The following is a 20,406-nucleotide window of genomic DNA, read 5'->3' as shown; positions in this document are numbered from 1 at the left end:
TGAACCAGTTCTCGCTATTGCACGGACTTTCAGCGGGGGTCAGAAGACGATCTGAACCTGCTCCTCGTCTCTGCCGATTCGTTCACGCAGCTCCCCGATCAACCAGGCGTCATAATTCTGGGCATTGAGGCGGGAGATGACCTCCTCGGCGTGTTCCTTGTCCACAATCAGGAGAAAGCCGATGCCGACGTTGAAGATCTGGTGCATTTCCTCCCAGGAAAGCCGTGCAGTCTGTTTGATCCAGAGGAAGTCCTGGGCCACGGGCCATGAGCCGAACTGGATGGACACGAGCAGTTGGCGGGGAATGATGCGGGGAATGTTGTCGTAGAAGCCGCCCCCGGTAACATGAACCATGCCCTTGATGGGCAGGTCACGCAGCAGGTTGAGCACGGGCTTGACGTAGATTTTGGTCGGACTGAGGAGGACGTCGGCCACGCTGCTTTGCGTGCCCGGGAACGTGTCCTGGCCCTGCAGCCCGGATTCGGCCAGCGCCTTGCGGACCAGGGAGTACCCGTTGGAATGAAAGCCCGACGAAGCCAAACCAATGACCTGATCGCCTGAAGAGGAACCGGAGCCGTCAATGATTTTCGTATCTTCCACGATCCCGACGCAAAATCCGGCTAAATCATATTCCCCAGGGGCATAAAAATCCGGCATTTCCGCTGTTTCGCCGCCGAGAAGGGCGCATCCGGCCTCCTTGCAGCCCGCCGCGATGCCGGAAACTACCTGTTCCGCCTGTTCCAGATCCAGTTTTCCCGTGGCGAAATAGTCCAGAAAAAACATCGGCCTGGCGCCCTGGACGAGAATGTCGTTGACATTCATGGCCACCAGATCAATACCTATAGTATCATGACGCTGAAAGGCGCAGGCCAATTTGAGTTTAGTACCCACTCCGTCCGTGGATGCGACAAGGACAGGGTCGTTGAACTGGCTCATGTCGGGTTTGAACAGCCCGCCGAAGCCGCCGATATCGGAAACCACGCCTTTTGTATGCGTGGAAGCGATGGCTTTCTTGATCCGGGAGACGAGTTGATTGCCGGCCTCAATGTCGACGCCTGCCTGCTGATAGGCTTTTGAACGGTGGGACATGGAACTGTGGCTCCTTGAAGTAATGGTCGTGAATCAATAGCAATCATAACCTCAATACCTCGCCAACTCAAGGAAAATCATGTTCCGTGATATTGAAATGCGTTTTCAGTCGTTAGAGGCTTCAGGCTCTGGAGAAAGGTGTCGAAGTTGTTGCCCTCAACCAGTGCTCCACCATGTTCCTCTGTTGGTTGTCCTATGCCTTCTCGGTCATCTGTTCCAGGGAGACGTGTGGGCGGGGCAGGCCGCGGGTACCGTTGCCGTGCAGGCCGGGGGAGGCGCATACATCGGCACGGGTGAGGGAACGAGTGATACGGTGATCCGAATCGGTCCGCCAGCCGGGGATCAGGCCGGCAGAATTTACATGGACAGAAATCCCGGTACCGGAGACCGGGTCTTTCATGTCGTTCCGCCTCCCGAAAAGGAGCAACCTCACGACGTGAACTTCGGACCGATGTGGATCTCTCCGGAAATTGTTCTGCCTGTTCCAGGCGAGCCGGTGGATTCACGAAGCCGGCAGCGTGGTTCGAAGCATCCGGGAGGACCCGGCAAGCAGATCCGGTAAGCGTCAGCAAGGAGGTCGTATGGACTCGCCATTAGATGACAAAGCCATGCTCTGGAAGCCATTGCAAAACGGCAAGGTTCATTGCCGATTGTGTTCGCATTATTGCGTAATTCCCGATGCACAGCGCGGGCTCTGCGGCGTGCGGGAAAACCGCGAGGGCGTCTTGTTCACTCTGGTGCGCGACAAGGTAGCGGCGTTGCATCTGGACCCGGTGGAAAAAAAGCCGCTGTACCATTTTTATCCGGGAACGAAGACATTGTCCCTGGGGACCATGGGCTGCAACCTCTCCTGTTCCTTTTGTCAGAATTTCAGCCTGTCCCAACCGCCGCGGCAGGGCAAAGCCGTCATGGGAGAGCGCGTCACGGCAGGGGAAATCGTGGATGCGGCCGTCCACGCGTCCGCATCCAGCATTTCCTATACCTATTCGGAACCGACGATTTTCTTTGAACTGGTCGTGGACGTCGCCGCCAGGGCCCATGAGCGGGGACTGATGAACATCATTGTTTCCAACGGCTTCCAGACCAGGGATTGCCTGGAAGTATGGGGGCCGCTCATCGATGCCGCGAACATCGACCTGAAGGCCTTCACGGAAGATTTTTACAAGAACATTTGCGGCGCCGGGCTGAAACCGGTCCTGGACAACCTGAAGACCATCCACGGTCTGGGCTGGTGGCTGGAGGTCACCACCTTAATCATTCCCGGACTGAACGACGACCCCGGCGAACTGCGAGCCATGGCCGAGTTTATTCACGGCGAGCTGGGTCCGGAGGTGCCGTGGCATTTGTCGCGTTTTCACCCGAGTCATGCCATGAATGATCGGCCGCCAACTCCGCCGGAAACCCTGCGCAATGCTTGGGAAATCGGCAAGCAGGCCGGTTTGCATCATGTCTATGTGGGCAACATTTCCGGAGTCGCCGGGGAACAGACCGATTGCCATGAATGCGGGACAACCCTTCTTCGCCGTTCCGGATTTGGTGTCCGGAACTTGGCGTTGGAGAATGGACTATGCCGTAACTGCGGCCAGAAGGCGGAGGGAAGGGGCATGGAATCGATTTCGCTTGAGGGCAGGACATGATCGTTGTCTACACTGGAGACGGCAAGGGCAAGACCTCCGCGGCCATGGGCCAGATCATGCGGGCGATGGGCCATGGCATGCGGGTGGCATGCGCCCAGTTCTTGAAACGGGGAGGGGTTGCCGGGGAGCAGGTCGTTCTGGCCAGGATGCTGGGAGAGGATTACCATGTCGGCGGGTTAGGCTTCATGCGAGATCAACGGGATTTTCAGCGCCATCGCGACGCCGCCCGCGTGACCTTGAAATGGGCCGCAGACCGGCTTGCGGAACAGGTCCAAGTCCTGGTGCTGGACGAATTGCTCTACACGCTGGGCGCGGGACTCATCGAGCAGGAAGAGGTGCAATCCCTGCTGGATGCGGCGCGATCCAGGAACGTTCACCTGGTCCTGACCGGTCGGGGCCTGCCGGGCTGGCTTCGTGATCAGGCGGACCTGGTCACGGAACTCGTGGTCCAGAAGCACCCATACAACCAGGGCCAGGCTGCCCTGCGGGGCATCGACTTCTGAAGCGCCGCGGCATTGATCGTCACTCTCCGGCAAAACAATCATGGCCGGATTGCCTTTGTCTTGATTTCGGAAAAATCTTGCGTTTTGAGAAATAATTGGTTAGTTTCTGAAGTTTCGGGGCGTAGCGCAGTTTGGCAGCGCACCTGCCTTGGGAGCAGGGGGTCGGACGTTCAAATCGTCTCGCCCCGACCAGAAGAAAATCAAGGGGCCGCGGTAATGAACCGCGGCCCCTTTTTTTCATCCTTATATATGCGCGGCAGTCCAAGCGATGCCGAAAAATCGAAAGAAGCCGGACCTTTTCATTGCCTGAAATGGGGGATGTGCCGAGTAATGACTGCGCGGCTTCCCTGATGCATCAGGAGTCCTCGCTGGAGACGTCATCCCTGCCAATCCCCCATGTCCGGAGCCGAGCCGAAGCCCAGGGAGAGCAGGAAGCGTTCGTCTTCGCTCCATTTGGAACGGATCTTGACCCACAGCTCCAAATAGACCTTCCCCTCCAACAGTTCCTCCAGTTCCAGCCGGGCGTTCTGGCCGATCTGCTTCAGGTTGCGGCCCTGCTTGCCGATGACCATGGCCTTGTGACTGTCCCGTTCCACGAAGATCACCGCGTGAATCCTGGTCAGGCCGGGCTGGCTTGCTTCGTCCCAGTTTTCGATGTCCACGGCGGTGTGGTAGGGGAGTTCCTCGTGCAGGTTCAGGAACAGCTTTTCCCGGATGATCTCCGAGGCCATGAAGCGCAGGGGCACCGTGGACAGCTGATCCTCGGGGAAGAGGGGCTGTCCGGGAGGCAGGGCCGAGGCAATGCGGGTGATCAGCGTTTCCACGTTCTCGCCGGTGGAAGCGGAAATGGGAAAAATTTCCGCTTCCGGCCAGATCCCGGCGATCTGCTCCATCAGGGGCAACAGTTTGGAGCGGTCCTTGACCTTGTCGATCTTGTTCAGCACTACCAGCAAGGGCTGCGGCAATCTGACCTTGGAGGAACGCAAAGGCTGCAGATCTTCCGGCAGGAGATGCGGGCGCTTGTTGTACAGGGCCGCGTCCAGGATGATCACCGCGGTGTCCGCCCTGGATAGGGCCTGCCATGCGGCCTTGAGAAGAAAGGAGTTCATCTTGCCCCGCAGACGGTGCAGCCCCGGCGTGTCCAGGAAGACGACCTGGAGATTGTCCCGGGTCAGAATCCCGGTGACCTGGTTGCGGGTGGTTTGCGGCTTGGGGCTGACAATGCTGACTTTCTGGCCCAGCACGGTATTGAGCAGGGTCGACTTCCCGGAATTGGGCGGCCCCAGCAGGGCTGCCCAGCCGGTATGAAAATCGTCAGTCTGGGATGATCCCGGTGATGCATCGTGGTCTTGATCAGTCATGGTAAAGTCTCTTCGGGTTGTGGTTTGGCTTCCGTAAACCGGCCTTCACGGAAGAAGTTTCAGCTGTCATGTCCTGCCGGTTCGGCCGCCAGCCAGACCAGTTCGTCCAACGATGCGGCCATGCTGCCGAAGAGGCCGCCGTGGCCGGGGAAGCGGCCGATGAGTTCCTTGCGCTGCTCGTGGAGGCGGATCCGGGAATTGAGCTGAGGCGAGTAGGTGGACGTGTGCATGGCCAGGCGCTCTCCAACCAAATAAAATTCCATTTTTTTGCGGAACAGGCGCATCTGGTGCCGCAGCTCGTCGGCAGCCTGGTTCCAGTAGGCCTGGGCCCGCGGGTTGGGTTTCAGGGAGCGGATGGTCTGAACCTGGGCATAGAGCGTCGTGAGCACGAACCCGGGGATGCCGCGCCGCCAGCCCAGGAGCCAGGGATAGCGCCAGAAGAGAAGGAAGTGGCGCGTGCCCAGCCGGATGATCGATTCCAGGTCCTCGGCCAGAGCGGTCAGGCCCGGTTCATCCCAGACGACATTCGTGCCCGCCAGGTCCCAATCCGGAGCTGTCAGGGAATTCGAGAGCCCAAAGGGTTGCCCCGAAAGCAAAGAAAGAATATGGCCCAGCCAGGAATTCGCCATCGGCGAGGCAGGGCTTTCCAGATGCGCGTAAGTGAGGATATACCGGCCCTGTCCCAGCGTGCCGGAAACCACGCAGGGTTCTCCCCGGATCAGTTCCGGATCGAGATTGATGCCGTAGAGCTGTTCGCAGGAGGCGCGTTCTTCCACGGCGATCTGCTCCAGGGGCAGATCCGAAACCCAGAAGTCCGGTCCCGGCTGAACGTAGGAAGCCAGAATCTCCACGCCGGGGCCTTGCGGGGCCGTGAACTGGGAGGGCCACCAGACGGGCAGATGGATCAGCGGGGGACAGTCCCCGGGGACCAGGGCGTGAGGACGCAGGGGCGCTGCCGTCACATAGCCGCTGAAGTTGGGCAGCCGGTCATCCACGGGCTTGCGACACAGCGGGCACAGAGCCAGGCCGCCGTTGTCCGGCAGGGCCAATCCGGCGCCGCCGCAGATTCCGAGATAGGTCCCGCCGGCATGCAGGTACTCGTTGACCGCTCTTCGGCCCTCGGGGCCCAGAGCATGGGCCTTGAGTCTTGCCCAGCCTCCGGGTACGAAGAGCGCGGCCGGAGGGGATTCGCGCAGCAAACCGCGCGCGATGTCGGCGGCCCGCACCAGCCGCAACGGGACATGCCAGGCGGCAAGGCACCGCCAGAGCAGGATGCCCCAGAACTGGGACTCGTCCCACAACAGATAGACAGGACCCTGCCGTTCGCTGTCCGAATGTGATTGAGTCTTCATTTCCATGTCGCATACGTAACAGGACCGCCTTTCCGGGACAAGCAGGCGCCTGCCGCCGACCGCGGCGGATAGTGAAGCCGTTGTGCTGTCGCCCGTGAGGATACATATTCGAAATGCGAATGAAAATCGTATGGATGCGCTCCCGGAGCGCCGCACCCAGTGCGGCCCGGATTGACGCGCAACATCCCAAGTGACGCGATAATCTCGCAACGTGCCGCACTGGGGTGCGGCGCTCCCAGGCGAAGAAATGAGAGCAAATTCTCTTTGCAATACAGGAATATCGTCATGCCCGAAAACGGCTTCACCGAAAAGCGCGGTCGCAGGTTGATGAGCATGACTACCAACGTAGGAGAACAAGCATAATGAATGACACGAAACTGCCCAAGGGCTATGAACCCCGGGACGTGGAAGCCAAATGGCTCGAGTATTGGGAAGAGCAGGGCGTCTTTACCGCGCCGGCGCAGGCTGAACGGCCGGCGTATTCCATGGTCATCCCGCCGCCCAACGTCACGGGATCCCTGCACATGGGCCATGCCCTGAACCTGACCTTGCAGGACATCCTGTGCCGCTTCCATCGCCAGCAGGGTCATGACGTGCTCTGGGTGCCGGGGACGGACCATGCCGGGATCGCCACGCAGAACGTGGTGGAAAAGTCCCTGGCCGCCCAGGGCAAGAGCCGTGAGGAACTGGGCCGGGAGGCCTTCGTGGAGCGGGTCTGGGCCTGGAAGGAAGAATACGGCGGCAAGATCCTGAATCAGGTGCGCCGTCTGGGCGCCTCGGTGGATTGGTCGCGGCTGCGCTTCACCATGGACGACGGTTTGTCCAGGGCGGTGCGCGAAGTTTTCGTGCGGCTGTACGATGAAGGACTGATCTACAAAGGCGATTACATCATCAACTGGTGCCCCCGCTGCCGGACGGCCCTGGCGGATCTGGAGGTGGAGCACGCCCAGGCCGAAGGCAAGCTGCACGCCATCCGTTATCCCCTGGCCGACGGTTCCGGCGATCTTACGGTGATGACCACCCGCCCCGAGACCATGCTCGGGGATACGGCCGTGGCCGTGCATCCCGAGGACGAGCGATTTTCTCACCTGGTGGGCAAGGAAGTCATTTTGCCTTTGGTGGGCCGCAAGCTGCCGATCATCGCCGACAGTTACGTGGACCGTGAATTCGGCACGGGATGCCTGAAGGTCACTCCGGCCCACGACATGAACGATTTCGAGCTGGGGCGGCGGCACAGCCTGGACGTGATCAAGGTCATCGACGATCAGGGCCGGATGAGCGCCGATGCGGGGTCGGAGTATGCCGGGCTGGACCGGATGGAGTGCCGCCAGCGTATCGTTCAGGACTTGCAGGATAAGGGTTTTCTGGTCCGCGTGGAGGATCATCCGCACAGCGTCGGCCATTGCTACCGGTGCCGGGCCGTGATCGAGCCCTCTGTCTCCAAGCAGTGGTTCGTGGCCGTCCAGCCGCTGGCGGCCAAGGCCCGCAAAGCCGTGGAGGATGGACGGACCGAAATTCTGCCCCGCCAATGGGAGCGGACCTATTTCGACTGGCTGGACAACATTCGGGACTGGTGCATTTCCCGGCAGATCTGGTGGGGCCATCGCATCCCGGCCTGGACCTGCCAGGCCTGCGGCGAAATGATCGTGGCTCGTGAGGACCCCCAAAGCTGCACCAAATGCTCCGGGAAGCTGGTCCAGGAAAGCGACGTCCTGGACACCTGGTTCTCCTCAGCGCTCTGGCCGTTTTCCACATTGGGATGGCCCGACGAGACGCCGGAACTGCGCAGCTACTATCCCACCTCGGTGCTGGTCACGGGGTTCGACATCCTCTTTTTCTGGGTCGCCCGAATGATGATGATGGGCCTGCATTTCCGGGAGGACGTGCCCTTCCGCCACGTCTACATCCATGCCCTGGTCCGGGACAGCGAGGGGCAGAAGATGAGCAAGTCCAAGGGCAACGTGATCGATCCGCTGACCATGGTCGATCAGTACGGCACGGACGCCCTGCGCCTGACCCTGACGGCCATGGCGGCCATGGGCCGGGACATCAAGCTTTCGGAAGAGCGGATCCAGGGATACCGGTTTTTCGTGAACAAGCTCTGGAACGCGGCTCGTTTCGCCCTGATCAACCTGCCTCCGGCGGAATCCGCTACGCCGCTTCCGACATTGCCCGCTCCGGCGGACCTGGATGTGCGTCACCGCTGGATTCTGACCCGCCTGGAGCAGAACAAGCGGGATGTGGCCGCGGCCATCACCGAGTATCGGTTCAACGACGCGGCCATGGGGCTGTACCAGTTCGTCTGGCATGAGCTCTGCGACTGGTATCTGGAAATGATCAAGCCGGATCTTTCCGCGGAAGAAGACAAGAATCGGGAAAGCGCGCAAGCCTGTCTGCATACCGTTCTGTCCGAGGTGCTGACCCTGCTGCATCCGATCATGCCCTTCGTCACACAAGAGATCTGGAGCTGTCTGCCGGGCATGAAAGAGCCCAATCTGGCGGCTGCGGCCTACCCCGTGCTTCGTCCGGAACATGAGGACGAGCAGGTCCTGCGGGATATGGCCCTGATCCAGGAAATCGTGGTCAGCGTGCGCAATATCCGGTCCGAGCTGAGCATCGGGCCATCCCTGAAGCTGACCGTTCTGGTCCGGGGAGCGGAGGAGGCCGTCCTGCGCACGCTGGAGACCAACCAGGACACGATCATTCACCTGGCGCGGCTGGATAATTTCCAGGTCGGGACGGAACTCACCCCGCCCAAGGCTTCCGCCAGCGCCGTGGTCCAGGGACTGGAAGTTTTCGTGCCCTTGGCCGGGGCCGTGGATTTTCAGACCGAGCTGGCCCGGCTGGAAAAAGAGCTGGCCAAGACCGCCAAGGATCTGGACATCGTCAGCCGCAAGGTGGCCAACGAGGATTTCATGGCCAAGGCCCCGGCCGAGGTGGTGGAAAAGGAACGCGCCAAGGCCAGGGATTTATCGGAAAAGCAATCCAAGTTGCTCGGACTGCGCACGCGGCTGCAGAGCTTGATGGAGTAGGTTCGCCGCCGATGGCGCCGCGGAGTTCACGGTGCGGGTGATGGAGTGCGATTAAATAATAAATCAGGAGAACAAATGCCTAAAGTCTATCTGCTCGGCGCCGGTCCCGGCGATCCGGAACTGATCACTCTCAAGGCCAAGCGCCTGCTGGAAACCGCGGACACGGTGGTCTACGATTATCTGGCCAATCCGCGATTTTTGGACTGGTGCCGTCCGGACGCGGAGATCCTCTACGTGGGCAAGAAGGGCGGGGATCATACCCTGCCTCAGGATCAGATCAACGATCTGCTGGTGGAGCGGGCCAAGGCCGGCAAGGTGGTGGCTCGGCTCAAGGGCGGCGATCCGTATGTTTTCGGCCGGGGTGCGGAAGAGGCCGAGGAACTGCTGGAGCACGGGATTGATTTCGAGGTCGTGCCCGGCGTGACTTCGGCCGTGGCCGCTCCGGCCTATGCCGGCATCCCTCTGACCCATCGCCGATTTGCCTCTTCAGTCTCCTTCATCACCGGCCACGAAGACCCCACCAAGGCCGAGAGCGCCCACGACTGGGAAGCCCTGGCCCGGGGCACGAGCACCCTGGTCTTTTTCATGGGCGTGAAGAATCTCCCGGATATCGCGGCCAACCTGATCAAGGCCGGACGGCCCGGCACGACACCGGCCGCCCTGGTCCGCTGGGGCACCACCTGCCGCCAGCAGTCCCTGATTTCCACCCTGGAGAACATCGCCCGGGAGGCCAAGGAACGCGGGTTCAAGCCGCCGTCGCTGCTCGTGGTGGGCGAGGTGGTTTCCCTGCACGACAAGCTGAACTGGTTCGAGGTCCGGCCGTTGCTGGGCCGCGGTGTGGTGGTCACCCGCTCCCGGGAGCAGGCCAGCGAAGTGGTGGCCAATCTGGAAAGTCAGGGCGCGTGCTGCCATGAATTTCCGACCATTGCGGTGGAACCCATGGAGGACGCCGCGCCGATCAAGGATGCGGCATCCCGGCTGAACCAGTACGACTGGGTGGTCTTCACCTCGGTCAACGGGGTGCGGACCTTCTGGGATGTGCTGGAAGACCATGGGTTGGACGCCCGGGCCTTTGCCGGGGTCAGGGTGGCGGCCATCGGTCCGGCCACGGCCCAGGGGCTTGCCAGTCGCGGAATCAAGGCCGATTTTGTTCCGGAAAAGTACATTGCCGAGGACATTGTCCAGGGGCTTCTGGCCAGGGATATTGCCGGGAAACGGGTGCTCATCCCCCGAGCCCAGGAAGCCCGGGAGGTCCTGCCCGAGGAACTGCAGCGCGCCGGGGCCCAGGTGGACGTGCTGCCCGTGTACCGGACCCTGCCCGTGACCAAGGGCGCCGAGGACATCGCGGCCGCGCTGGAAAGCGGGGAAATCCACTACATCACCTTTACCAGTTCTTCCACGGTGACCAACTTCTTCGCGGCCATCGACGCCCAACTGCTCCAAAAACACCGTTCCGCGGTGCAACTGGTCTGCATCGGCCCGGTCACGGAACGGACCCTGCAAAGCCACGGCTTTCAGGGAGACATCCAGCCCGAGGATTACACCATTCCAGCCATGGTCGCGGCGATTCTCAACCATGCCCATGCGCAAAAGGACCAGGGCCGAGAGGCCGTGGCGTCATGACGCTGCCCCTGGGCGTACTGATATCCGGGGGCGGATCCAACCTGCAGTCCCTGATCGACCGCATGGAAGCCGGCGTGCTGGATGCGACCATCCGGACGGTCATCTCCAACAATCCCACGGCCAAAGGACTGGACCGGGCCAAACGTCACGGCATCCCGACCCGGGTCCTGCCCCACCAGGACTATCCGGACCGCCGGGAATACGACTTGGCCCTGACCCGGGCGCTTCAGGACGCCGGAGTCCGGGCCGTGGCTCTGGCCGGATTCATGCGCCTTGTGGGGCCGGATCTGCTGGCCGCCTTTCCCTGGCGCGTACTGAACATTCATCCCGCCCTGCTGCCTTCGTTTCCCGGCCTGCACGCCCAGGAACAGGGAGCTGCCTACGGGGTTCGCCTGGCCGGATGCACGGTCCATTTCGTGGATGAAAAAGTGGATCACGGTCCGGTCATCATCCAGGCCGCTGTTCCGGCCCTGGCGGAGGACACCGGGGAAACTCTGGGCCAGCGCATCCTGCGCCTGGAGCACCGCATCTATCCCCAGGCCGTCCAGTGGCTGGCCCAGGGTCGGCTGGAAGTCCAGGGTCGGCAGGTCGTGGTCCGGCCGAACGGCCATCCTCCGGCGGCCCTGGATTCCCTGCCGCCTTGCCTGGTGCATCCCCCATTGGAAGAGGGGTTTTGAGAACGGGAAGAGTGCTCAGCCGTTTCAAAGTTCGGTGACGATTGCCTGTAAATGGAGACATAACCTGACTCCAGTGAAGCGGCGCATCTCATTGCACGATTGAGACATGGTTCACCTTTCCGGATCAAAATTCCCTCTTTTGCTTGCCCGTATTCCCACGGAACTTATATTTTATGTTTCATGTGATTCTGGCATGCATTCTGGAAATTCATCCGTCCACCGATGAGTACGCCGTTTCATGATGCCGGGTTAGCTGATCCGACTCAAGGAGGAGACGATGAGTTTTCATTTCGAACTCACCACCGTGGAGAAGGACTATTTGCAGGAACTGGCTCGGCTGAGCATTCTTCAATGCTTTGATGCGAACGTGATCCTGCCGAAAAACGTCTCCGAGAGGTTGAAACAGCCGTATGGCGTGTTCGTGACGTTGAAAAAGCAAGGTCAATTGCGGGGATGCATCGGGCATATTGTTGGTGACCGGCCCATCACCGAAGCCATTACTCAAATGGCCCAGTCCGCGGCCTTTCAGGATCCACGCTTCCCTCCTTTGACCCGGGAGGAGGTGGCCGAAATCGAGGTGGGCATATCCATTCTCAGCCCCCTGCGACCTTGCATTCCGGATGAGATCGTCCCTGGGCGGCACGGTCTGCTGGTGCGCAGCGGTCTGCATTCCGGTTTGCTGCTTCCGCAGGTGGCGGTCGAATATGGCTGGAATCGGGAAACCTTCCTCTCCCAGACGTGCCGCAAGGCCGGAATGGGGGCGGATTGCTGGCGTAAAGCCGATGTTGAGATCTTCTGTTTCGAGGCAGTGATCTTCTAGGCGCCGTGATCAATGCATCTGCTCCTGCCAACGGGACGCCGTGCAGCGATATGTCTTGTCGAAGCATGGTGCGGTTTTGCCGTAGTGAACTTTCTTGCTTGCATTTTTCTGCTTTCTGCTGATAGGGATTTGAATCTTACAGCAAGTCCACCAAGGCTATGTTTTTCTAACGTTTTTTTTGGCAACTCGAAATCAAACCATGTTTGTTGATCCCATGCATCCAAAAACGGCGTTCAATACAGTGGAGCCAATGATGTGGTGCATGAAAATCCTCTGACTACGAGTGCTGATCAGGGTGGCATTTCTTCATTTCTCATCCTGATCCAACGCCCGGAGCATTTTCAATGCAGGTAGATAAAGCAGCAGCGCCTTTGATTCTCGTGGTTGACGACGAATCCGTGAACAGGCTCATTCTGGAATCCAATCTTAAAAAGCACGAATTGCGGACCATCTCCGCGTCTTCCGGTCAGGAGTGTCTGGAACTGGCTCAAAGGGAGAAGCCGGACCTGATCCTTTTAGACATTATCATGCCCGAGATGGATGGTTTCGAAACATGCCAGGCTCTCAAAAACAAGGAAGAATCCCGGAACATACCTGTCATATTTCTCTCCGCCCTCACTGACAGCGAAATCAAAACCAAGGGTTTCGAAGCCGGAGGAGTCGATTACGTCAGCAAGCCCTTCGACGCCAGGGAGCTGTTGGCCAGGGTGCACACCCATCTGACCCTGCGCAACCAGGAGAAACAACTGCGGCTTTATTCCGAGAATTTGGAAGACATGGTCAACGAGCGGACCAACAAGCTGAAGCTGGCGGAGCAGGAACTGCAGCGTAATTACGACATGCAAACGGCGTTGAATCAGCTTCTGCAGCTTTCCCTGCAGGAACTGCCCCTGGAAAATTTGCTCCAGCAATGCCTGGAAAGCATTCTGGGCACGTCATGGCTGGCCCTGCAGAACAGAGGATGCATTTTTCTCCAGGAAGAGGACGGTACTCGATACCGAATGGCGGCACAGATCAATCTTCCGCAGGCCGTGCTGGACCGTTTCTCTTCGTTTACGCCTGGGGAATATGCATGCGGAAAGGCCATCGAGGAACAGGAAATCATCGTTGTTCCGGATGACGCGCCGGCCCACAAGGTCCCGCCGAATCTCATACCTGACCCGCACAGCCACATCTGCGTGCCGATCCGCTCCAAAGATGCGACCGTGGCCCTGATGAATCTCTACACGGACAAGGATCGCTCATTATCGCAGCAGGATCTGATCTTCATGAGAGCAGTGGGCAGGACGCTGGCACAGGTCATTCTGTATAAGTGGACAGAGCAGCGCATGTTCCATCATGTGTACCACGAGCCGCTGACCAACCTGCCAAACCGCACGGCTCTGCTGGATCGGTTGAGCAAGGAAATCCAAAAGCTGCGCAGTGTTCCTGATTACAAGTTTTCCCTGATCCTGGCCAATCTGGACCGCTTCAACCGGTACAATGAAAGTTTGGGCTACGATCTGGGGGACAAGCTCATTCTTTCCAGCGCTCAGCGCATGCTTGTCGGCCGCAAAGCGGAGGAGGAAGTCCTGCATCTCGGAGGCGACGGCTTTGCCGTGCTGATGAAAGATCTGGGCGAACCGGTGGCTCCCCTCTTCCTTGCGGAAAATATTCTGGACGCCCTCAAGCAGCCGCACAAACTGGACGGCCATGAAATCCAGACATCGGCATCCGCCGGAGTGGTGATCTCCAATACGGGATACGAGCGGGCCGAGGATGTGCTCCGAGATGCGGACATTGCCCTGCATCAGGCCAAGCACAAGGGACGGGGCAGGTTCGAAGTATTCAACTGCCTGATGCATCAAAAAGCCAGGCAGACCATGCAGATGTTCATGGATCTGCGTTTGGCCCTGCAGCGAAATGAATTCGTGCTGTTTTACCAACCCATCATTTGCCTGGCTTCCGGACGTGCCGCGGGGGTGGAGGCGCTCATTCGCTGGTTTCATCCCGCACAGGGGATGGTCAGCCCCGGGGAGTTCATCCCCTTGGCCGAAGAAACCGGCCTGATTCTGCCCATCGGCCGCTGGGTGCTTGAGCGGGCTTGCCTGGACATGCTGCGGTTTGCCGAGGATATGGGCTTTTCAGAACCAATGATGGTCAGCGTCAACCTCTCGGCAAAGCAGTTCGCTCAGGCGGATTTGTACGAACAGGTGGAGGCCATTATCGAGTGTACGGGATTCCCGCCGCAATGTCTGAAACTGGAGATCACGGAAAGCGTCATCATGGAGAATGCCGAGGCGGCCGTGCGCATCCTGGATCGCTTGAAGAAGCTGGGCATCAAGATTTCCATCGACGACTTCGGGACCGGCTATTCATCCCTGTCCTACCTGAACCGTTTTTCCGCGGACATTCTCAAGATTGATCGCTCTTTCGTGAGCCGAATGCATCTGGGAGGAGAGAATCTGGAAATCGTCCGGACCATCGTTACCCTGGCCCAAGCCATGAAGATGCTGGTTATCGCCGAAGGCGTGGAAACCAAGGAAGAACTGGAGGCGCTGACCGCGCTCAAATGCGAATACGCTCAGGGTTTTTATTTTGCCAAGCCGATGCCCCTGGACCAGCTTCAGGGGTTCAATATGTTCGGAGAAATGGAGGAACGCAGGGGACTCTCCGGCGACAGGCGGGGAAGACTCCCGGACCGGAGGAAGAGCAACGGGCGCCGGTCCTCAGACTATTGCACGGAAGATTTGCGTTCCGAAACCTGATTTAAAACACGACCAAGGGGGGTACATGCCGGCATCCAAAGCCGCAATACTTGGCCTGTTCATGGTTTCCCTTCTGATCCTGGCTGGATGCGCCGCCAAGCATGCCCCGCCGCGTCCCGCCATTCCCGGCAGCATTGCCGAGTCCATCATCCAGGCCGCCCAGAGCCAGTCCGGACGTGCGTATGTCTGGGGGGGGAGCACGCCGGAAGCGGGATTCGACTGCTCCGGACTCGTGACCTGGGTTTATGGGCAGAACGGTTTTCTGTTGCCCCGGACCACCCGGGAACAACTGGAGCAGGGATCGGCCATTCCACTGAACCAGCTTCAGGCCGCGGATCTGGTTTTCTTTCGCATCGGCAGGCGAAATTCCTATCATGTGGGCATCGCCACCGGGCGCGGCACCTTTATCCATAGCCCCAAGCCGGGCAGCTGGGTGCGTGAGGAGAGCCTCTTCGTCACCTACTGGCAGCAACGGCTGATCGGCGCCCGCAGAATCATCCCGGTCATTCAGGCTTCCGGGCAATAGCCGCCCGCGGGAAAGCTGTGGACTTCGGCTGGAGACGCGGTTCCTTTCACAACGAATCGCGGAACAAGGCCGATCAGCAATCCCCATCCTCTTTTTTCCTCAACGCCCAGCTCATCTGGCGGCAGATCCCCATCAAGACGTTGTACTCGTCCCGGTGCAGGCCCATGCGGTGCCAGAAGCGGCGCAGGCGGAGCATCCAGTAGTCCGGGTTGTCTTGCGGGATGAAGTCGATTGCCGTGAGCAGCCGTTGCAGCATGGCGAACAGCGCTTCCTGCTCCGCATGGGTCACATGGTCGGAGCGGGGTTTCACCGGCGTGTCTTTCCTGTGGCCCCTGGCGGCCTGCAGGCATTCATAGAGCACCACCAGAACCGCCTGGGCCAGGTTCAGGGAGACGCTGGAGCGGGCGGTGGGGATGGAAATCAGATGCCCGCAGGCCTCGATTTCCGCGTTGGTCAGACCCCGGTCTTCCGGGCCGAAGACCAGGGCCACGTCGTGGCCTTCCAGAAGCTGTTCGACGATTTGTCCGGCGGCCTGGGCCGGTGTAAGCAGCGTCTTGCGCCGGCCGCCCAGACGGGCCGTGGTCCCGTAGACCTGGGTGAAGGGGCCCAGTGCCCGGGGGAGATCCGGGACCGTCACGGCCTGCTCCAGAAGGTGTTCGGCATGCACCGTGGCCAGGGGCAGGGCCCGCTCATGGTCGTAGTTGCGCGGGTCCACCAGGATGATCCGCTTGCAGCCCATGTTCAGGCAGGCCCGACCCACGGCGCCGACGTTTTCCGGATGCTTGGGCCGAAACAGGACCACGGCCAGTCGCTCCAGAAGCGCAACAGCGGGATCTTCGGCCGAGGTCATGACGGGATGAAACGGCGCTTATACATTGAACCGGAATTCCACGATGTCGCCGTCCTTGACGATGTATTCCTTGCCCTCCAGCCGCAGCAGGCCGCGCTCCTTGGCGGTCTTGAAGTTCTTGCAGGCCAGGAAATCCTCCCAGCCCAAGACCTCGGCCCGGATGAAACCGCGTTGGATGTCCGAGTGGATCACTCCGGCGGCTTCCTGGGCCGGCTGTCCGGCACGCAGGGGCCAGGCCCGGACTTCCTTCTCCCCGGCCGTGAGGAAGGTGATCAACCCCAGCAGCTTGTAGACGCCGCCGACCACCAGATCCAGGGCGGACCGCTCCATGCCCAGGTCGCTCATGAAGGCCTGGCGCTCCTCCTGATCCTGCAACTCGGACAATTCCCGCTCCAGGCGAGCGGAAACGGCAATGTGCACCACGCCCTTGTCCTGGCTTTTGGCCGTTTCGGGCAGGCTGAACTCCGCCAGCTTGTCCTCGCTCACGTTCCAGGCCCAGAGCACGGGCTTGGCCGAGAGAAACCGGAATCCCCGCAGTTTCGGCAGGGCCAGCAGGGCCTCGTTCTCGCGCAAGGGCAGTTGCCGGTCCAGATGCTCCTTGGCCTGGAGCAGGGCTGTTTCCTCTTCCGGGTCGTGGAGATGCTTGGCCTTTTTCTTGTCCTGGGCGATACGCTCCAGGCGCTTCTCCACCACGGCCATGTCCGCGATGATGAAGTCCGTTTCCATGGCCTCTAGCTGTTCCGCGGCCACGGCTCCGCCGGAAAACCCGTCCAGCAGGGCCAGCAGGCAGTCATAGGGCCGAACCTCGTTCAGAACCCGGTCGCCCAGACCGCCGCCCTTGGCCCCGGCCGCCCCAGGCAGGTCCAGGAGTTCAATTTCCGTGAAGGTTATCTTTGGCGGTTTGTACAGTTCGGCCAGGGGGACCAGTCGCGGTTCCGGCACCTTGACCATGGCCCGGCCGGCCTGAGATGCCGTCGTACCGGCCAGTGCCGCGAACAATTCGCTCTTGCCCGCTCCGGCAAAACCAATCAATGCTGTTTTCATGATCAACTCCGTAATGTTTGCGATGCAGATGCGGATTAGAGCCAACGGCAGGGATTGTCAAAGACCGGGCTCCGGTTGAGGAGGGTGATGTTGATCCTTCACATCATGGCGGGATGCTGCGAAAGCGCAAGGATGAGAATGTGAACCGCCCGCTCCCGTTCGTCGCTCAAGGCACGAAGGACGCCAAGAAGGGATTTGTCTTCCGCTGAGAAGGACGCGGAGGCTAAAAGCTTCACTCCTGACGGCGATGTTTCCAATCCCCCGCAAGAGCGGTACTCCTCATGAAGCGAAATTGTAATGTTTGTCAGCTTATTGTGAACGGACCGGGTAAGGCATTAAGAGGAGCTTGTTCAGCGGTATATGTCGGTAGTTCGTGCAACACTCACGTTCCGTCCGCAACACATCCGTATTCAGGGCATTCAGGTAAAAAAGAGGGTTATCAAATGGAGAAACGAGGATTGCGGGGAATCCCCCGCCTGGTGCGGGCCGCGGTTTGTTCCGTGCAGGGACTGCGCTTTGCGTGGAAGAACCAGGAAGCGTTCCGACTGGAAGTGCTCGCGGCACTGATATTAATCCCCCTGGCCTTCTGGTGGAGTGAACACGCCGTGGAGCGGATCCTGCTTATTGGCAGCGTTGTTCTGGTCATGGTCGTTGAATTGCTGAACAGCGCCGTGGAGACCGTGGTGGACAGGATCGGACTGGAGCATCACGCCCTGTCCGGAATGGCCAAGGACATCAGCTCCGCCGCCGTCCTGCTGACCCTGCTCCTCGTTCCGTTCGTCTGGGGGATGATTCTTTTGGGGTGATGCGCGACCTTGAGTAGTGCTCGTCAAATTGAAAAAATTATGGAGATTTCCAAGACGTCACCCCGGAGACATCGGGCCAAAAGCCGGGGAGCGGAGGAGTCGGAGCTTTTTTCCTTGTATCCCTCGGTAGCGGTTTTATATGAACGTCACAAGGAACGGTCTTGAGGGTAGACCTAACCAAATCCGGCCACGACAAATGGAGGTGTTCCCATGTTGCAGCTGAAATCTCCGAGCTTCACGGACATGAGCGAAATTCCCGTCAAACACACCTGCGACGGCGAGGATCTTTCTCCGGAGCTGTCCTGGAGCGGCGCTCCGGAAGGCGTCAAAAGCTTCGTGCTGATCGTCGATGATCCGGATGCACCGGACCCGCTCAATCCTCGGATGACCTGGGTTCATTGGGTTCTGTACAACCTGCCGGCGCCCACGAGGTCGCTGCCCGAAGGCATGCGAGAAACGGACCTGCCCCAGGGAACGCTTTCCGGGCTCAACGACTGGAAAAGAACGGGTTACGGCGGCCCTTGCCCGCCAGTGGGCAGCCACCGCTACTTTCATAAACTCTACGCGCTGGACATTGTCCTGCCGGACCTGAACCAACCGCAAAAAGCAGACCTGGAGGAGGCAATGAAAGGACACGTCCTGGGCAGTGCGGAATTGGTCGGGGTTTATGAACGTCGGTAAGAAATGGAATTGAATCCGGGAGGATGCGCTTGGGGATCAGGGGTAAAACAGACATCGCTTATTTTGGTTTTCGTTGACGGAATCCTGCTTGAGTTGTACAAGTTGATTGTACAATAAGATCAGGAGGTCATTCAATGCTTCAAACTACATATAGTAACGCCAGAGCCAATTTCAGCGCCCTTTGCGACACTGTGGTGGATGACAGGGAAGTCGTGATCATCAGCCGCCGCAACGAGAAAAATGTGGCCATGATTGCCGCTGATGAATTGTCGAGCTTGATGGAGACGGCCCATCTTTTGCGCTCGCCGAAGAATGCCAAGCGCCTGTTCACGGCCTTGAACCGTGCCCTTGAGGGCGAAGGCGAGGCCGGCACGCTCCAAAAGCTGAAAGCTGAGGTCGGCATTGCGGAGTAGGCCGAGAATCGCGGTTTTTCAGCCGGAATTTCGAGAAGACCTGCGCCACTGGGTCAAAACGGAGCGCAAGACCGCCCTGCGCGTCCTGGATCTCGTGGAAGCGATCCTCCGCGATCCGTTCCAAGGCATCGGAAAACCCGAACCCCTCAAACACTTCGCCCCCAGCCTCTGGTCCAGGCGTATCACCCAGGAGCATCGCCTCGTTTATCTGGTCCGGGATGAACGGATCGATTTTCTCCAGGCCAGATATCATTATTGATTTCTTGCCTCGCAAACAACTCCGATAGGAGGCTGACATGCTCGCCAAATTGACCTCGAAAACCAGATCACGATCCCCAAGGTCATCATGAACGATCTCCCCCCGGTCGACGCTTTCAATGTCGTCCTTCGAGACGGAAGTTATCTCCGGCGACCCACACCTTCTGAACTGCGTCAATGCACCTGTTTCCAGCGTTCCCCGGCAGTCCTGCTCCAGCGCTTCCCCGATTAATAACGTCTCCTCAGAGGATGATCCGTCGCAGCCCGCATCTCGCGCAGGAAGTCGGCGGCGTCCTTTTCAATGAGCCGGGGCGGAAATGCCGCCCGCACAGTAATGCCGCGTATCTACTTTTCGGATCCAGGTTTTTGGAAAAAACTTTCGGACGGGGAAAAACCTTTGTCCGCTCGGTGGCCGACTCCAGATCCTCGATCTCCCGCATCCACTGACATCCGGACCTCGGCCAGTCAACGATTGAACGGTTCGGCCTTGGGCGAGGAAATGGTTTGTATGATGCGGAACATGGCATCGGTGTCTGTGCAGTCCGTGGCGTATGACTTGCCATTATCAGCCGTAAGTTTCAGTTGTACGATTTTATCGTACAACTCATGATAACCCTTTTTTAAATTTGCGACGCTTTAGCACCGCGCGGGGGACGACAGCCATACTCGGCCGGGTGCTGCACCACAGCCATGTGGTTACCATCCGCGGTGAGAGCTATCGGCTGCGAGAGAAACGACGTTTCGGCATGAAAACGGTGATGACTGCGGCACCATCAACCCAAACCCAGGGGGGTCAATTCTAACTGTCGCCAAGGGGTCAGTTTCTGATGTCGCTTGACACGGGGGGCGACTCCGGCTTTTGACCCGGCCCGGCAGTCCGATTCCAGTTTCAATCCACGCCCCCGCGGGGGGGGCGACGGGATGCACATGTGTGACGTAGGACGTGAGGGACGTTTCAATCCACGCCCCCGCGCGGGGGGCGACCGG

The 20,406-nt window shown here is 59.6% G+C and carries 20 protein-coding genes and 1 tRNA gene; 15 read left to right on the top strand and 6 right to left on the bottom strand.

The window, feature by feature from the left end; genetic code table 11:
- Positions 1-39: 39 nt before the first annotated feature.
- Positions 40-1,089 carry a phosphoribosylformylglycinamidine cyclo-ligase gene (gene purM, locus BLP93_RS01640; RefSeq protein ID WP_092116575.1) on the bottom strand — a complete coding sequence of 350 codons (1,050 nt, stop codon included), beginning with the start codon at positions 1,087-1,089 and terminating at the stop codon, positions 40-42.
- A 184-nt stretch (positions 1,090-1,273) separates the two neighbouring features.
- Between purM and BLP93_RS01635 the strand changes: the two genes are divergently transcribed.
- The 4 genes from BLP93_RS01635 to BLP93_RS01620 all read left to right on the top strand — a co-directional run bounded on the left by BLP93_RS01635 (position 1,274) and on the right by BLP93_RS01620 (position 3,421).
- A complete protein-coding gene (locus BLP93_RS01635) occupies positions 1,274-1,651 on the top strand; it encodes a hypothetical protein (protein WP_139162884.1) in 378 nt (125 codons plus the stop codon).
- A gap of 19 nt (positions 1,652-1,670) precedes the next feature.
- Entirely contained in the window at positions 1,671-2,726 is a 1,056-nt protein-coding gene (gene amrS, locus BLP93_RS01630; RefSeq protein WP_092116571.1) for an AmmeMemoRadiSam system radical SAM enzyme, read from the top strand.
- Positions 2,723-3,229 (top strand): cob(I)yrinic acid a,c-diamide adenosyltransferase, encoded by a 507-nt coding sequence (locus tag BLP93_RS01625; protein WP_092116569.1) that lies wholly within the window; start codon positions 2,723-2,725, stop codon positions 3,227-3,229. The genes amrS and BLP93_RS01625 overlap by 4 nt, the downstream gene beginning before the upstream one ends.
- Before the next feature lie 115 nt (positions 3,230-3,344).
- Positions 3,345-3,421, top strand: a tRNA-Pro gene (locus BLP93_RS01620).
- 185 nt (positions 3,422-3,606) lie between these two features.
- Here BLP93_RS01620 and era read toward each other — a convergent pair.
- Together era and BLP93_RS01610 are read right to left on the bottom strand one after the other, a co-directional pair.
- A complete protein-coding gene (gene era / locus BLP93_RS01615) occupies positions 3,607-4,590 on the bottom strand; it encodes a GTPase Era (RefSeq protein WP_092116568.1) in 984 nt (327 codons plus the stop codon).
- Positions 4,591-4,649: 59 nt separating this feature from the next.
- Positions 4,650-5,942 carry a biotin--protein ligase gene (locus tag BLP93_RS01610; RefSeq protein ID WP_139162883.1) on the bottom strand — a complete coding sequence of 431 codons (1,293 nt, stop codon included), beginning with the start codon at positions 5,940-5,942 and terminating at the stop codon, positions 4,650-4,652.
- 362 nt (positions 5,943-6,304) lie between these two features.
- On the opposite strand from BLP93_RS01610, the gene BLP93_RS01605 reads away from it, so the two are divergent.
- The 6 genes from BLP93_RS01605 (at position 6,305) to BLP93_RS01580 (ending at position 15,367) form a co-directional block, all read left to right on the top strand.
- Positions 6,305-8,974, top strand: a complete 2,670-nt coding sequence (locus BLP93_RS01605; RefSeq protein WP_092116564.1) for a valine--tRNA ligase — start codon at positions 6,305-6,307, stop codon at positions 8,972-8,974.
- A gap of 75 nt (positions 8,975-9,049) precedes the next feature.
- Positions 9,050-10,597 (top strand): uroporphyrinogen-III C-methyltransferase, encoded by a 1,548-nt coding sequence (gene cobA / locus BLP93_RS01600; protein ID WP_092116562.1) that lies wholly within the window; start codon positions 9,050-9,052, stop codon positions 10,595-10,597.
- On the top strand, positions 10,594-11,274 hold the full coding sequence (gene purN / locus BLP93_RS01595; protein WP_092116560.1) for a phosphoribosylglycinamide formyltransferase: 681 nt from the start codon (positions 10,594-10,596) through the stop codon (positions 11,272-11,274). The genes cobA and purN overlap by 4 nt, the downstream gene beginning before the upstream one ends.
- A gap of 277 nt (positions 11,275-11,551) precedes the next feature.
- On the top strand, positions 11,552-12,094 hold the full coding sequence (gene amrA / locus BLP93_RS01590; protein WP_092116558.1) for an AmmeMemoRadiSam system protein A: 543 nt from the start codon (positions 11,552-11,554) through the stop codon (positions 12,092-12,094).
- Positions 12,095-12,438: 344 nt separating this feature from the next.
- On the top strand, positions 12,439-14,841 hold the full coding sequence (locus BLP93_RS01585; protein WP_092116556.1) for an EAL domain-containing protein: 2,403 nt from the start codon (positions 12,439-12,441) through the stop codon (positions 14,839-14,841).
- A 25-nt stretch (positions 14,842-14,866) separates the two neighbouring features.
- On the top strand, positions 14,867-15,367 hold the full coding sequence (locus BLP93_RS01580) for a C40 family peptidase (RefSeq protein WP_092116554.1): 501 nt from the start codon (positions 14,867-14,869) through the stop codon (positions 15,365-15,367).
- 73 nt (positions 15,368-15,440) lie between these two features.
- On the opposite strand, the gene BLP93_RS01575 is transcribed toward BLP93_RS01580, so the two are convergent.
- Positions 15,441-16,217, bottom strand: a complete 777-nt coding sequence (locus BLP93_RS01575) for an RNA methyltransferase (protein ID WP_092116552.1) — start codon at positions 16,215-16,217, stop codon at positions 15,441-15,443.
- Positions 16,218-16,235: 18 nt separating this feature from the next.
- Positions 16,236-17,261: a DUF933 domain-containing protein gene (locus BLP93_RS01570; protein WP_092116550.1), complete on the bottom strand. Its 1,026-nt coding sequence runs from the start codon at positions 17,259-17,261 to the stop codon at positions 16,236-16,238.
- A gap of 443 nt (positions 17,262-17,704) precedes the next feature.
- Between BLP93_RS01570 and BLP93_RS01565 the strand changes: the two genes are divergently transcribed.
- The 5 genes from BLP93_RS01565 to BLP93_RS17325 all read left to right on the top strand — a co-directional run bounded on the left by BLP93_RS01565 (position 17,705) and on the right by BLP93_RS17325 (position 20,222).
- Entirely contained in the window at positions 17,705-18,067 is a 363-nt protein-coding gene (locus BLP93_RS01565) for a diacylglycerol kinase (protein ID WP_092116548.1), read from the top strand.
- A gap of 210 nt (positions 18,068-18,277) precedes the next feature.
- Positions 18,278-18,748, top strand: a complete 471-nt coding sequence (locus BLP93_RS01560; protein WP_092116547.1) for a YbhB/YbcL family Raf kinase inhibitor-like protein — start codon at positions 18,278-18,280, stop codon at positions 18,746-18,748.
- A gap of 134 nt (positions 18,749-18,882) precedes the next feature.
- Complete coding sequence (locus BLP93_RS01555) at positions 18,883-19,161, top strand: type II toxin-antitoxin system Phd/YefM family antitoxin (RefSeq protein WP_092116545.1); 279 nt, start codon at positions 18,883-18,885, stop codon at positions 19,159-19,161.
- Positions 19,151-19,420 (top strand): Txe/YoeB family addiction module toxin, encoded by a 270-nt coding sequence (locus BLP93_RS01550; RefSeq protein ID WP_092116543.1) that lies wholly within the window; start codon positions 19,151-19,153, stop codon positions 19,418-19,420. Before BLP93_RS01555 ends, BLP93_RS01550 begins: the two co-directional genes overlap by 11 nt.
- A gap of 625 nt (positions 19,421-20,045) precedes the next feature.
- Positions 20,046-20,222: an ATP-binding protein gene (locus BLP93_RS17325; protein WP_482156185.1), complete on the top strand. Its 177-nt coding sequence runs from the start codon at positions 20,046-20,048 to the stop codon at positions 20,220-20,222.
- On the opposite strand, the gene BLP93_RS17140 is transcribed toward BLP93_RS17325, so the two are convergent.
- A partial coding sequence (locus BLP93_RS17140) for a hypothetical protein (protein ID WP_208596549.1) occupies positions 20,193-20,406 on the bottom strand: 214 nt, incomplete at its 5' end. The two genes, BLP93_RS17325 and BLP93_RS17140, sit on opposite strands and share 30 nt — an antisense overlap.

This window comes from Desulfonatronum thiosulfatophilum (assembly GCF_900104215.1).
GTDB lineage: Bacteria > Desulfobacterota > Desulfovibrionia > Desulfovibrionales > Desulfonatronaceae > Desulfonatronum > Desulfonatronum thiosulfatophilum.
Note: the sequence above shows the minus strand (reverse complement) of the source record. Positions and strands in the feature narration are given on the sequence as shown.